This window comes from Allobosea sp. 01N443 (genome assembly GCF_056399325.1).
The window spans coordinates 1-13542 of the sequence record NZ_JBFTRC010000152.1; the positions used below are offsets into that span (position 1 = coordinate 1).

13 protein-coding genes are annotated in these 13542 nt (G+C 64.6%); 7 read left to right on the forward strand and 6 right to left on the reverse strand.

Translation table 11 applies throughout. The annotated features are described in order from the left end of the window. The 4 genes from AC1DRP_RS27075 to lexA all read left to right on the forward strand — a co-directional run. Positions 1-371: indole-3-glycerol phosphate synthase TrpC (locus tag AC1DRP_RS27075; protein ID WP_476770071.1), on the forward strand; the 371-nt coding region annotated here is incomplete at its 5' end. Beyond that, positions 368-856 carry a cyclic pyranopterin monophosphate synthase MoaC gene (gene moaC, locus AC1DRP_RS27080; protein WP_441505546.1) on the forward strand — a complete coding sequence of 163 codons (489 nt, stop codon included), beginning with the start codon at positions 368-370 and terminating at the stop codon, positions 854-856. The genes AC1DRP_RS27075 and moaC, both read left to right, overlap by 4 nt. Beyond that, positions 853-2064: a molybdopterin molybdotransferase MoeA gene (locus AC1DRP_RS27085; protein WP_476770072.1), complete on the forward strand. Its 1212-nt coding sequence runs from the start codon at positions 853-855 to the stop codon at positions 2062-2064. The genes moaC and AC1DRP_RS27085 overlap by 4 nt, the downstream gene beginning before the upstream one ends. Positions 2065-2145: 81 nt before the next feature. Then, positions 2146-2850, forward strand: a complete 705-nt coding sequence (lexA, locus tag AC1DRP_RS27090; protein WP_476770073.1) for a transcriptional repressor LexA — start codon at positions 2146-2148, stop codon at positions 2848-2850. On the opposite strand, the gene AC1DRP_RS27095 is transcribed toward lexA, so the two are convergent. Continuing rightward, entirely contained in the window at positions 2844-5081 is a 2238-nt protein-coding gene (locus AC1DRP_RS27095) for a ComEC/Rec2 family competence protein (protein ID WP_476770074.1), read from the reverse strand. The two genes, lexA and AC1DRP_RS27095, sit on opposite strands and share 7 nt — an antisense overlap. A 158-nt stretch (positions 5082-5239) precedes the next feature. Between AC1DRP_RS27095 and gltX the strand changes: the two genes are divergently transcribed. The 3 genes from gltX to AC1DRP_RS27110 all read left to right on the forward strand — a co-directional run bounded on the left by gltX (position 5240) and on the right by AC1DRP_RS27110 (position 9335). Further along, positions 5240-6658, forward strand: a complete 1419-nt coding sequence (gene gltX / locus AC1DRP_RS27100) for a glutamate--tRNA ligase (RefSeq protein WP_476770075.1) — start codon at positions 5240-5242, stop codon at positions 6656-6658. A gap of 269 nt (positions 6659-6927) precedes the next feature. Continuing rightward, positions 6928-8217, forward strand: coding sequence for a citrate synthase (gene gltA / locus AC1DRP_RS27105; protein WP_476770076.1), 1290 nt, complete (start codon positions 6928-6930; stop codon positions 8215-8217). Between the two features lie 125 nt (positions 8218-8342). Continuing rightward, positions 8343-9335, forward strand: a complete 993-nt coding sequence (locus AC1DRP_RS27110) for a Bug family tripartite tricarboxylate transporter substrate binding protein (RefSeq protein ID WP_476770077.1) — start codon at positions 8343-8345, stop codon at positions 9333-9335. A 17-nt stretch (positions 9336-9352) separates the two neighbouring features. Here AC1DRP_RS27110 and lpxB read toward each other — a convergent pair whose 3' ends face one another. The 5 genes from lpxB to lpxD form a co-directional block, all read right to left on the reverse strand. After that, the gene (gene lpxB / locus AC1DRP_RS27115; RefSeq protein WP_441505541.1) at positions 9353-10516 is read right to left on the reverse strand and encodes a lipid-A-disaccharide synthase; all 1164 of its coding nucleotides are present in this window, start codon (positions 10514-10516) and stop codon (positions 9353-9355) included. After that, the gene (locus AC1DRP_RS27120; RefSeq protein ID WP_162768454.1) at positions 10513-11373 is read right to left on the reverse strand and encodes an LpxI family protein; all 861 of its coding nucleotides are present in this window, start codon (positions 11371-11373) and stop codon (positions 10513-10515) included. Before AC1DRP_RS27120 ends, lpxB begins: the two co-directional genes overlap by 4 nt. Then, positions 11370-12179, reverse strand: a complete 810-nt coding sequence (lpxA, locus tag AC1DRP_RS27125; protein ID WP_441505540.1) for an acyl-ACP--UDP-N-acetylglucosamine O-acyltransferase — start codon at positions 12177-12179, stop codon at positions 11370-11372. The genes AC1DRP_RS27120 and lpxA overlap by 4 nt, the downstream gene beginning before the upstream one ends. Before the next feature lie 38 nt (positions 12180-12217). Beyond that, on the reverse strand, positions 12218-12676 hold the full coding sequence (gene fabZ, locus AC1DRP_RS27130) for a 3-hydroxyacyl-ACP dehydratase FabZ (protein WP_043236894.1): 459 nt from the start codon (positions 12674-12676) through the stop codon (positions 12218-12220). Positions 12677-12886: 210 nt separating this feature from the next. After that, the coding region (lpxD, locus tag AC1DRP_RS27135; RefSeq protein ID WP_476770078.1) for a UDP-3-O-(3-hydroxymyristoyl)glucosamine N-acyltransferase at positions 12887-13542 on the reverse strand (656 nt) is incomplete at its 5' end.

The window sequence follows — 13542 nt, forward strand, 5'->3', positions numbered from 1 at the left end:
GTGTCGATGACGGGACAGCCCGCGCGCTGAACGAGACGGCAAAGTCACTCGGCATCGACGTGCTGGTCGAGGTTCACAACGAAGCCGAGCTCGATCGTGCCCTCGAGCTCGACAGCCCCCTGCTCGGCATCAACAATCGCGACCTTCGCAGCTTTGCCGTCGATCTCGCCGTCACCGAGAGACTTGCTCCGCGCGTCCCCGCGGACCGCATCATCGTTGGCGAGAGCGGCATCTTCAGCCATGCCGACATCGCACGGTTGCAGCGCGCCGGCGTCAACACCTTCCTCGTCGGCGAGAGCCTGATGCGGCAGGACGATGTCGCCGCTGCCACCCGTGATCTCCTGACCGGTTCTGCGCGCAGCGCAGCATGAGCAAGCTCAGCCATCTCGACGCCAGCGGCCAGGCCCATATGGTCGATGTCGGCGACAAGGAGGAGACCTCGCGCATCGCTGTCGCCGAGGGCTGTGTCGTCATGCAGCCCGGGACTCTGGCGATCGTGCGCGATGGCGACGCCAAGAAAGGCGACGTACTTGGCACGGCGCGCCTGGCTGGAATCATGGCCGCTAAGCGCACGCATGAACTGATCCCGCTCTGTCACCCCCTGCTGATCAGCAAGATCAGCGTCGACCTCACCCTGGACGAGACATTGCCCGGGGTGCGCGTGAGCGCTGAGGTCAAGATGAAGGGACAGACCGGCGTCGAGATGGAGGCGTTGACCGCTGTCGGCGTCGCCTGCCTCACAGTTTACGACATGGTCAAGGCGGTCGACCGGGCGATGCGGATCGAAGGCATCAGGCTCGTCCACAAGTCAGGTGGAAAATCCGGCACTTTCGATCTCCCGGAAACTGCGCGATGAGCCTCACGCCCGTCCCCGTCGCCCTGAAGGCGCTGATCGACAGCGTTCCGGCACCGACACCATCAGAAACCCTGCCACTCGCACATTGCGTAGGGCGCGTGCTCGCCGCCGACCTGCAGGCGCTTCGGACCCAGCCCCCCTTTGCCAACTCCGCAATGGACGGATACGCCGTTCGCGCAGATGATATTGCGCCGGCAAATGAATTGCGTGTCATCGGCGAATCGGCTGCCGGTCGTTCCTTCTCAGGGATGGTCCGCTCCAATGAGGCTGTTCGCATCTTCACCGGTGCTCCGATTCCGGAGGGCGCCGATACGATCCTGATTCAGGAGAATGCGGACGGCGTCGGCACTGCGACGATCCGCGTGCGCGAGGGCGCCGAGCGCGGCAAGTTCGTTCGTCAGGCAGGATTGGACTTCTGCGAGGGCGAGGTGTTGCTTCTCGCCGGCAGCCGGCTCGACAGTGCGAGCCTCGGCCTCGCGGCAGCCATGGGCCACCCCATGCTCACGGTGCGTCGCAAGCCACTGGTCGCGATCCTCGCGACCGGCGACGAACTGGTCCAGCCCGGCGAGCCGGTTGGACCCGACCAGATCGTCGCGTCCAACAGTTTTGCGCTCGCCGCGCTGGTCGAGCAGGCCGGCGGCACGGCGCTCGATCTCGGGATTGCCCGCGATGATCATGCCGATCTCGCCGACAAGATTGGCCAGGCACGGAAGGCCGATGCCGATGTGCTGATCACCCTCGGAGGAGCCTCGGTAGGTGAGCACGATCTCGTCCAGGCAGCGTTGATCGGTCAAGGCATGGCGCTCGGCTTCTGGAAGATCGCCATGCGGCCGGGCAAGCCGATGATGATGGGCCGCCTCGGCCGCATGGTCGCGCTCGGCCTACCCGGAAACCCCGTCTCGTCCATCGTCTGCGGGCATCTCTTCGTCGTGCCCCTGCTCAGGACCCTCCTGGGCGTACCGGAACCGGAGCGCGATCTGAGTGAGCCTGCAATCGTCGGAAGAAATTTGCYGGCAAATGATGAGCGGCGGGACTATATGAGGTCGGAACTGACGCTCACTCCGGAAGGATGGCTGGCAACGCCCTTCGCCAAGCAGGATTCATCGATGCTGGCCACTCTTGCCCGCGCCGACGCGCTACTCATTCGCGAATCGTTTGCTGCGCCGGCAAACAAAGGCGACAACTGCCGGATCATCCGCCTACGCTGAGCGCGCTTGCGGAACACAACGCGAACCTGTATGGTGTTCGTGCTTTGTTTCGATTCCATACAAAGAGCGCCGGCGGGAACCATGCTGACACGCAAACAGTTCGAACTGCTTCGTTTCATCCAGGAACGCCTGCGCGAGACAGGGGTGCCCCCCTCCTTCGACGAGATGAAGGACGCGCTCGATCTGCGCTCCAAGTCCGGTATCCATCGCCTGATCATGGCGCTGGAGGAGCGCGGGTTCATTCGCCGCCTTCCCAATCGAGCCCGAGCGCTGGAGATCATAAAGCTGCCCGAAGGGGCCGGCGGCCCTCAGGCGACGCGCGGACGGTTCAGCCCCTCCGTCGTCCAAGGGGGGCTTGGCAAGGTCCGGCCGATCGCACCGCCCCCGGACGAAGATGTGCGCTCCACGGTTGCGATTCCGGTCATGGGGCGGATTGCCGCCGGTACACCGATTTCCGCCATCCAGAGCCGCAGCCATACCGTGGCACTGCCTGCCGACATGCTTGGCCCCGGTGAACATTTTGCCCTCGAGGTTCGCGGCGACTCGATGGTGGAAGCCGGCATTCTCGACGGCGATACGGTGGTGATCAAGCGTCAGGACACGGCCAATACCGGGGATATCRTCGTGGCTCTGATCGATGACGAGGAAGCAACGCTGAAGCGACTGCGCAAGCGCGGCTCCTCGATCGCGCTCGAGGCTGCCAATCCCGCCTATGAGACAAGGGTGCTGGGACCGGACCGCGTCAAGATTCAGGGCCGCCTGGTCAACCTGATGCGGCGCTACTGAAGCGGCTCGTGTTCTTCGACAGCCGCCAGCGGCAAAGCCGGCGTGCTTGCAGGCCGCTCCCGCTTGCGGCTCCAGGGACGATCGACACCATCCTGCTCTGATAGATGGGCGCGCCAGCCGCCCTTGTTGCCGACAAGGGCGGTCGCGCCATCGCGCGACAATGCCCTGCGGTCGATCAGTCGTGCTGCGCACGGAGCGTTCCAYGGAATCGGCGTGATGACGAGATCGGCGCGCCGACAGTCCTCGACGATGGCCAGGCGATCACGTGCAAAGGCAACGCTTCGTCCATCCTTGCTGCGGACGACACAACCCAACGTGTCGCAGGTCGCGCCTTCCCGCAGGCTGTTGTCGTCAGTCCGGCGATTATCGCCATCTGCGTTCAGCCATTGCTGCAGCACGAAGCGGCTCGGTTGCCCCGCCAGGATCATGCGACCATCGCCCCCGCGGACCAGGATCCCGGAACCATCGCGTTCGATCAGGATGTCGGGCCTGTCGGGCTTCGCTGCCACGAGCAGTCCCGCGATCAGGGGGGCGACGGCCAGGAAGCGCAGCGGTGTCGTCCAGAGCGTGATCCAGAGAAGCGCGGCGGCAAAGCATGCGAGCGCCGCGGCCCCGAATGCAGGAATGATCACCGCGGAGTGGTCGAATCCCGCAACCCAGCGCGCGGATTGCAGCACATAGTCCGAAGCGACTCCCATGAGCGCCCAAGCCGGCCAATCCAGGCCGAAGGGATAGGCGAGCACGCCGAAGACAGCGGCAGGCATGACGATCAGGGAAACGAAGGGCAAGGCGAGCGCATTGCCGAGCAGACCGAAGGGGTTGAAGGTCTGGAAGTGATAGGCACCGAACGGTGCGGTTGCGACCGTCGCCAGCACGGTCGTGACCGTGAGCCCGACCACCGCGATCCAGATCGGCCGTAGCGGCCAAGGCAGGTTCGCCGGCGCCTCGGAGTGGCCGCGATCCTCCCAGCGCTCGGCAAAGGCGATCAGCGCCGCGACAGCGCCAAAGGACATCTGGAAGCTTGGACCAAGCAGCGCGTCAGGCTCGCGCAGCAGAACGATCATCGCAGCGAGAGCCAGATTGCGCATGCTGAGCGCCGGGCGATCGACGAGAATCGCACCGAGCATGACCAATGTCATGATCAGCGAGCGCACCGTCGCGACCTCGGCTCCCGAGAAGATGCAATAAGCCGTGGCGCCGAGCATCGCGGCCAGGGCGGCGAGTTTCTTTATGGGCCAGCGCAATGCCAGCGTTTGCGATAGCGCCAGCAGGCCACGGACCAGGCCGAAGATCGTGGCGGAGGCCAGCACCATGTGAAGGCCCGAGATCGAGATGATATGATAGATTCCGGCCGCGCGGAGGTCGATATTGGTCGCCTCCGTGATGAGGCCGCGCTTGCCAGTAACCAGCGACGCCGCCATCGCGCCAGCCTGCCCTCCCCCGATCCCGGCGATGCGCTCCGTCAGGGCATTGCGCGCCCGGTCGACCGTCGCGGGTATCTGAAGCTCGAGCGGTGGCTGCAAGKGTGGTGGGGCGAGCGTGATCTTTCCGGGGATGGTCCCGACTGCACCAAGCCCTCGGAAGAAGGCGTCGCGCCCGAAGTCGTAGCCACCTGGTCGCACTGGACCGGGCGGCGGCAGGAGGCGCGCGACGGCAGCGATGTGATCGCCCGGCGAAACCGAACCACCTTTGACGTTGACCCGAACCCGCCGTGGCAGGCGTTCAGGCTCCACCCCGGCAATGCTGGTCACCAGGATCACGAGGCGCGCGCCGGCGTCGCGCGCCTCGACCGATTCGACAAAGCCGGTGAGTTGTCCCACGCGCATTCGATCGAGCATCGGTGCTGCGATTGTCGCCGTGCGCCAGGCCGCGGCACCAAAGCCGGCGAAGATGGCAGCAAGGCCGACGCAAGCGAGCATGACCGGGCGTCGGGCGCGCGACAGCGCTGCCATCGCAGCGGAGACGCCAAAGCCGGAGAGCGGGACCCAGAAGGATGGCTCGCGATCAGCCGCGAAATAGAGCAGAATGCCGGCTCCCATCAGCACCGGCAGCCAGAGAAACAGCCTTCTTCGTCCGGCCTCGATCGCGATGGCGCCCAGGAAGCGCGCGCGCCATTCGGCGAGAAACAACCGAATGGCAGCGTCCTGAAACCATATCTCGGGAATGCGGAATGGTACGGCGCGAACACGCGCGCCGCGCAGCCGGCTCGGGTCTGGCGGCGCCTCGCGCATAGGCCGTCCCTCGGTCAGCCAACCAGATGCGATCTTGCGCTTAACGTCGGCCCCATCAGCATGTTACAGGGGCGGCGTCGGTTGTCATGTCCCTTCGACGTCTTGTTCCTCTGCCGCTCTGTCGGCCTCATTTCCCGTCCTGCCGGAGCCTGCCTTTCATGAGTGATGCGGTCGTTACGCGCTTCGCGCCGTCTCCAACCGGATTCCTGCATATCGGCGGCGCGCGTACCGCGMTGTTCAACTGGCTCTATGCCCGTCGCCATGGCGGCAAGATGCTGCTGCGCATCGAGGACACCGACCGCGAACGCTCGACCGAGCCGGCCATCGCGGCGATTCTCGACGGCCTGTCCTGGCTTGGCCTCGATTGGGACGGCGAGACCGTCTACCAGTTCGCCCGTGCGGCCCGGCACCGCGAGGTCGCCGAGCAGATGCTCGCCGCCGGCAAGGCCTATTATTGCTATGCGACACCGCAGGAACTCGAGGAGATGCGCGAGAAGGCGCGCGCCGAGGGCCGTCCCATGCGCTATGACGGACGCTGGCGCGATCGCGATCCGGCAACCGCGCCGGCCGGCGTGAAGCCGGTCATCCGCCTGCGCGCGCCGCAGACCGGAGAGACGGTGGTCGAGGACGAGGTGCAGGGCCGCGTCGTCTGGCAGAACGAGAATCTCGACGACCTCGTGCTGCTGCGTTCCGACGGCAACCCGACCTATATGCTCGCTGTCGTCGTGGACGACCATGACATGGCCGTGACCCATGTCATCCGTGGCGACGACCATCTCACCAACGCCGCCCGCCAGACCCAGATCTACCAGGCGATGGGCTGGCGCGTGCCGAGCATGTCGCATATCCCGCTGATCCATGGGGCGGACGGCGCGAAGCTCTCCAAGCGCCATGGTGCGCTCGGTGTCGATGCCTATCGCTCCATGGGCTATCTGCCGGTGGCCCTGCGCAACTACCTCCTCCGGCTGGGCTGGAGCCATGGCGACCAGGAGATCTTCTCGACCGAAGAGATGGTCTCGCTGTTCAATCTTTCCTCGATCGGCCGTTCCCCGGCACGCTTCGACTACGCGAAGCTGGAGAGCCTGAACGGGCTCTACATGCGCCAGTCCGATGACCGTGACCTGCTTGATGCACTGAAGAGCATCTTGCCGGAAATCGGCCCCGCGCACGGCCTCGGCCCCGAGCTCGATCCGGCTCTCGAAGCCAAGCTTCTTGCTGCGATGCCGGGATTGAAGGAGCGAGCCAAGACGCTGATCGAGCTGCTCGACAGCGCCTCCTATCTTTTTGCCAAGCGTCCGCTCGCACTCGATCAGAAGGCGGCGACGCTGCTCGACGAGGGCGCCCGCCAGCGCATGCCCAGCCTGGCAGAGAAGCTTGCCGCGGTGAACGACTGGACACCGGCTCCGCTCGAGGCCGCGGTCCGGGCCTTCGCCGAAGAACATGCCCTCAAGCTCGGACAGGTGGCGCAGCCGCTGCGGGCCGCACTCACCGGACGGAGCCAGTCGCCCGGCCTGTTCGATGTGATGGCGGTGCTCGGCCGCGAGGAAACGCTCGCTCGTCTCAGCGATCAAACGTGATCAAAGGCGGGGCAGCCCCGCCTTTGTGATTGGTTGAACCCCAAGGGCAAATGGGCTAGTGACGCCGCATATGCCGAGGGTGTCCGAAGCGGCGCCCCGGTATGAATATTGCTTTAATATCAGTCGGATGTACCTTCCTTTGCCTGCAATCCCGTCACATGGCCGTTACGCAGAGCCACTCGGATGATGATTGCCGTTCCGGCACCCATTCGTGCCGGCTCGGATGGAACGAAGATTGATCAGCAGCGAGCCTGAAAGGATCGGTATCGATGAGCGGAACCAACAGCCAGCTGAGTGTGGACGGCAAGACCGTCGACCTGACGGTCAAGACCGGATCGATCGGCCCATCCGTCATCGACATCAGCAAGCTCTACGCACAAACCGGGATGTTCACCTATGACCCCGGCTTCACCTCGACCGCGAGCTGCGAGTCGGAGATCACCTATATCGATGGCGACGAGGGCGTTCTGCTCCATCGCGGCTATCCAATCGAGCAGCTTGCCGAGCATGGCGACTTTCTCGAGACCTGCTATCTCTTGCTTTACGGAGACCTGCCGACCGCGGCGCAGAAGGCGGATTTCGACTACCGCGTGACGCGCCACACCATGGTGCACGAGCAGATGGCCCGCTTCTTCCAGGGCTTCCGACGCGATGCGCATCCGATGGCGGTGCTGGTGGCCTCGGTCGGCGCGATGTCGGCCTTCTATCACGACTCGACCGACATCTCGGACCCGCAGCAGCGCATGATCGCGTCGATGCGGATGATCGCCAAGCTGCCGACGCTGGCTGCGATGGCCTTCAAGTACACGATCGGCCAGCCCTTCGTGTATCCGCTGAACTCGCTGGACTACACCTCGAATTTCCTGCGCATGTGCTTCGCGGTGCCGGCGGAGGAGTACAAGGTCAATCCGGTCCTGTCGCGCGCGCTTGACCGCATCTTCATCCTGCACGCCGACCACGAGCAGAACGCCTCGACCTCGACCSTGCGTCTTGCCGGTTCCTCGGGCGCCAATCCCTTCGCCTGCATCGCAGCCGGCATCGCCTGCCTCTGGGGCCCTGCGCATGGCGGCGCCAACGAGGCGGCCCTCAAGATGCTCGAGGAGATCGGGTCGGTCGACAACATCCCGAAATACATCGCCAAGGCGAAGGACAAGAATGATCCGTTCCGCCTGATGGGCTTCGGGCACCGCGTCTACAAGAACTACGACCCGCGCGCCAAGATCATGCAGAAGACGACGCATGAGGTGCTGAACGAGCTCGGCATCAAGGACGATCCGCTCCTCGATGTCGCGATCGAACTCGAGCGCATCGCGCTCAGCGACAGCTACTTCATCGAGAAGAAGCTCTATCCGAACATCGATTTCTATTCGGGCATCACCTTGAAGGCGATGGGCTTCCCGACCTCGATGTTCACCGCGCTCTTCGCACTCGCCCGCACCGTCGGCTGGATCGCGCAGTGGAAGGAAATGATCGAGGATCCGTCCCAGCGGATCGGCCGCCCGCGCCAGCTCTATACCGGCTCGCCGAAGCGCGATTACACGCCGATCGGCCGTCGCTGAGAACAATCTGACACAGTCTTTATGACGCAGGTCGAACCCCACCGGATTAAACAATCCGGTGGGGTTTATCATATGGTGCGCTGCCATAACCTCGCGTTTCGCAGAGCAATGACGGGAAACGCCAGATGGACCGCCTCACGACACCGAACCGCCGCGCCTTCATCGCTGGGGCCGGGGCATCCGCCCTCGTAGCCGGCAGCGGGCCCGCGCGGGCTCAGAACTTCCCGACCCGGCCGATCATGCTTGTCGTGCCGTTCGCAGCCGGCGGCTCGACGGATATCGTTGCCCGCCTCGTCGGGGCAAAGATGGCGGAGTCGCTCGGCCAGCAAGTGGTGATCGAGAACCGCGCCGGCGCAGGCGGCAATGTCGGCTCGACCGCGGTCGCTCGCGCCGCACCCGACGGTTACACGGTGCTGATGGGCACGATCTCGACCCATGCCCTCAATCCCGCGATCCTCAAGGTGGTGACGTTCGATCCGGYCAAGGATTTCACGCCGATCTCCCTGCTGGCCGTGGTGCCCAACGTCATGGTCGTGCACCCGAGTTTTCCGGCCAAGACGGTCCAGGAGGTCGTCAAGGTCCTGAAGGACAATCCCGGCAAATACTCCTACGCCTCATCGGGAGTGGGTACGCCGCTGCATCTTTCGGGCGAGCTGTTCAAGTCGCTCGGCGGCGTGAGCATGAACCATGTGCCCTACCGCGGCGCTGGCCCGGCTCTGAACGATGTCGTGGCTGGCGCCGTGCCGATCATGTTCGACAACCTGCCCTCCTCCGCGCAGTTCATTCGCAGCGGCCAGCTCCGTGCGATCGGCGTTACCACGAAGGAGCGCGTGCCCTCATTCCCGGAGATACCGACCATCGCCGAAGGCGGTCTTGCCGGCTATGAAACCTATACGTGGAACGCGCTGTTTGGCCCGGCGAATATGCCAAGGGCAGTCGTTGAGCGCCTGAACGCCGAAGCCAACAAGGCCCTGACAGACCCCAATGTGAAGCAGCGCCTGAACGATGTCAGCGCCGTCATCGTCGGCTCGACACCGGAGGCGCTGGGCGAACACGTCAAAGTCGAATTCGCGAAATGGGGCCCCATCGCCAAGGCATCCGGTGCGGCGCTTGAATGAGCGCTGCACCGCGCTGATCAAGCTGCCAGCAGTCCCAGGGCGGCATTGACCGCGTTCTCGGCCGGGCTCGCCCCGGCCGATTTCATGATGCGCTCGACATCTGCGAAACCCGCAAGCTGAGCCTCGCGCGCAGGACCGTCACTGAGGACCGCCAGCACAGCTGCGCTGAGCGCTTCGGGCGAGGCCTCGTCCTGGATGAACTCGGGAACGATGCGCGTGCCGGCGACGAGATTGGGCAGGATCACCGTCGGTAGCTTGATCAGCCTGCGCGCCAGCATCGCCTCCCAGGCCGCGCCGCGATACGCAGCGACCAGCGGTACCTGTGCCAAGGCGAGCTCGAGCGTCACGGTCCCGGAGGCCGCGAGCGCTGCGCGCGCCGTGCGAAAAGCGGCAAGCTTGGCGTCTTCGCCATCGACGAGACGGGGCTTCACCGACCAGGTCGAGATAGCCTCTTCAATCATACCGCGCAGATGCGGCACGGCCGGCAGCACGAAGCGCGCGCCGGGCACCTTGTCCGCGATGTGTGAGACCGCCTCGCCGAAGGCCGGCATGAGGTGGCTGATCTCCGAGCGACGGCTGCCAGGAAGGACCAGGATGTCCGGCGTTGAAGGAGCGTTGCGCCGCACCTGTTCCTCGGCGCTTGGCCGTAGCTCGGCGAGCCGCTCGATCAAGGGGTGACCGACATAGATCGTCTTCGGTCCGCCCAGCCTTTCCAGCGCAGCAGGCTCGAAGGGCAACAGCGCCAGGATGCGATCGACATGTGGCGCCATCTTGCGGGCGCGGCCCGAACGCCAGGCCCAGACGCTGGGGCAAACCCAATGCGCAATCGGGATTGCGGACGATGCCCGCCGGACTTTTTTCGCGACGCGCAGCGAGAAATCCGGGCTGTCGATGGTGAGCAGGAGATCAGGCGCGAAAGCAACGACCCCCTTGGCTGCATCAGACATGCGCCGGAGCAACAGGGGTAGCCTCGCCAGTACCGGACCAAACCCCATCACGGCGATATCGGATTGGGGAAAGAGCGGCCGCAGCCCCTGCGCGATCAGGCTCTCGCCGCCGACGCCCACGATCTCGAGCGGGCGATCCCCCAACCGTTGCCGCAGGACGGTGAGAAAACGCAGCGCCAGAGCATCTCCAGACGCTTCGCCCGCAATGACGGCGAGCCGGAAGGGCCGGATCACGCGACGCCCTCGACGAACAGGCCAAGCTCGTCGGCCAGTGCGCCCAATCGAACGCTGTCTCCGACAAGCACATTGCCGGCGCGAAGTGCGATGCCGGAGAGTCCAGCCTTGGCCGCGTTCCGCAGGGTTTCAGGTCCGATCGCCGGCATGTCGACGCGCAGGTCTTGGCCGTCCTTGGGGGCCTTGACCAGAACGCCGTCGCCCTTGTCGATCTTGAGACGCCCTGCGCTCACCAGCTCGGCGACGCGCCTGATCATGGCGTCGGTACCCTCTGCAGCCTCAATTGCCACGATACGATGATCGGCAACGATTGCGGCCTGACCGACATCGAAGGGCGACAAAGCCGCCAGCAAGGAGAAGCCATGTTCGATGCCGTCGCGCGCCACGGCCGAGACGCTGCGGCGCCCCAGTGGGCCGAGCGGCGCGGTCAAGCCCGGAGCGATCTCGGCTGGACCATGAACGCGAAAACCCCGCCCCTCGAAGAACTGGACCACGCCCTTGAGCAAATGATCGTCTCCGCCGCGAAAGGCGCGAGCGAAGTGGGGCAGGTATTTCAGCGTCGAGGGCTCGGGCATCAGCGAGCCAAAGCTCGGCCGTGGCAGCGCGCCGATCATGACGATATCGACGATCCCGCGTCGCTTGAGCTCGTCGAGCAATCGCCCGAGTTGTCCCAGGCGATAGACACGCGAGGATTCAGGATCGAAATCGCTGGGGTTGGCTGCGCCGTCGATCGCCGCGATATAAAGCTGATGCCCCCGCGCTGTCGCCAGCCGGGCCAGATGCGGCGGGTATTCGCCGCCTCCGGCTATGATCGCGAGAGGAAAGGCGCCGGTCGCTGCGTCGCTGCCCGTGCTCACCGGTCGGGCGCGTTGACGTCGCGCGGAATGCAGATGGCGCGGTCGCTGCCCGAGCGGATGAAATCGAGGATCTCGAGCATCAGCGGGTGCGACGCAAATTCCGTCGCCACGTCTTCGACGCGCTCGGCCAAGGTGCCTTCATCGGCGAACAGCAGGCGATAGGCGCGCCGCAGCTCATGAATCTGCTCCCGCGAGAAACCACGCCGCTTCAGCCCGACCAGATTGAGCCCGGCCAGATGCGCAGGATTGTCCCGCACCATGCCGAAGGGAATGACATCATTCATCACGCCGGCGCCGCCGCCGATGAAGGCGTGCTCTCCGATGCGAACGAACTGGTGGAGTCCCGTCCCGCCACTGACGATGACATAGTCGCCAACCTTGACATGGCCGGCGCTCATCACGTTGTTCGAGAAGATGACGTTGTTGCCGATCTCGTTGTCGTGGCCAACATGCGAATTGGCAAGGAACAGGCAGCGGTCGCCGATGACCGTCTTCATGCCGCCGCCTTCGGTGCCCGGATTCATCGTCACGCCTTCGCGGATCATGCAATCCGCGCCAATCGTCAGCGTCGACGGCTCGCCGTGATATTTGAGATCCTGCGGCGGGTGGCCGATGGAAGCGAAGGGGTAGATCCTGGTCCGGGGGCCGATCGTGGTTCGGCCGGCGATTGCAACGTGGCTCAACAGCTCAGCGCCGTCCCCGAGAACGACATGGGGGCCGACCGTGCAGAACGGACCGATAACGACCCCCTCGCCCAGCTGCGCAGCCGGGTCGATGACCGACATCGGATGGATAGTCGCACTCATGAAAGTTCTGTCCTGATTTCGACGGAAAGCTGCTGGCCTTAAGCCACCATCGCAGAGATCTCGGCCTCCGCGACAAGCACGCCGTCAACTTTCGCCTCACCGCGATAGAACCAGATATTGCGTTTGCGAGCGACCTTGGTGAGGTGGAAACGCAGGGTATCGCCCGGCACGACCGGTTTGCGGAACTTGGCCTTGTCGATCGTGGTGAAGAGGACGGACTGTACCGCTTCCTCGTCAATTCCCCGCGCGCTGACGACGAGCACGCCGGCGGTCTGCGCCATGGCCTCGATCATCAACACACCCGGAAAGACCGGACGGCCGGGAAAATGTCCGGTGAACTGGGGTTCGTTGGCGGTGACGTTCTTGATGCCAATGCCAGACTCGTCGCCATTCATCTCGATGACACGGTCGACGAGAAGGAACGGATAGCGGTGGGGAATGCAGGCCATGATCTTCTGAATATCGGCCACACCCAGCGATGTCGTCGCGTCGGTCATGCTCTCCCGTCTCCCGCGCAGGCCTGCCGGCTTCGCCCGCAAAGTTGTATCGTTTAAATCGATGCCGGAACAGGAGGTTGCGGCTGGCGCCGGGTTCCTGTCAGCTTCTATGCCCGTTTGCCGGAAATGGTACCGGACGATCAAGCGAATTCGACACGAGGCCCACTCTTCGCATGGATTGCGAAGGCTGCCTCGCGCTCTCGCGTATCCTCAGCTCTCCGAACCGCCCGAAGACTTGCCGCGCTTTGCAACAAGAGATTTGAGAAGCGCTGTCTCGCGCGCCCAGCTGAGCGCCGGCTGCGCGGGATAACCGCCATAGCGCGCGCCGCGAGGGATGTCACCGGCGACGCCGCTCTGGGCGGCAACCTGCGCGCCCATCCCAACCGTGAGATGGCCGGCGAGGCCAACCTGGCCACCCAGCACGACGAAATCTTCCAAAGTCGTAGAGCCGGCGATGCCAACCTGCGAAACGATCACGCAATGGCGGCCGATGACGCAGTTATGGCCGATCTGAACGAGGTTATCGATCTTGGTACCTTCACCGATGACCGTATCGCGGCTGGCGCCCCGGTCGATGCAGCTATTGGCGCCGATCTCGACGTCGTCCTGAATGATGACCCGGCCGATCTGCGGCACCTTCATATGGCCTTTCGGGCTCATCGCGAAACCAAAGCCATCCTGGCCGATCCGGACACCCGGGTGAATGATGACCCGGTTTCCGACCAGGGCCGATTGCAAGGTGCTGCCAGCGCCGATCGCACAATCACGCCCGATCCGGACCTGGGGGCCGATCACGGCATGCGAGGCGATCACGGAACCGGCGCCGATCTCGGCACCGGGGCCGACCACGGCACCCGGATCGATCG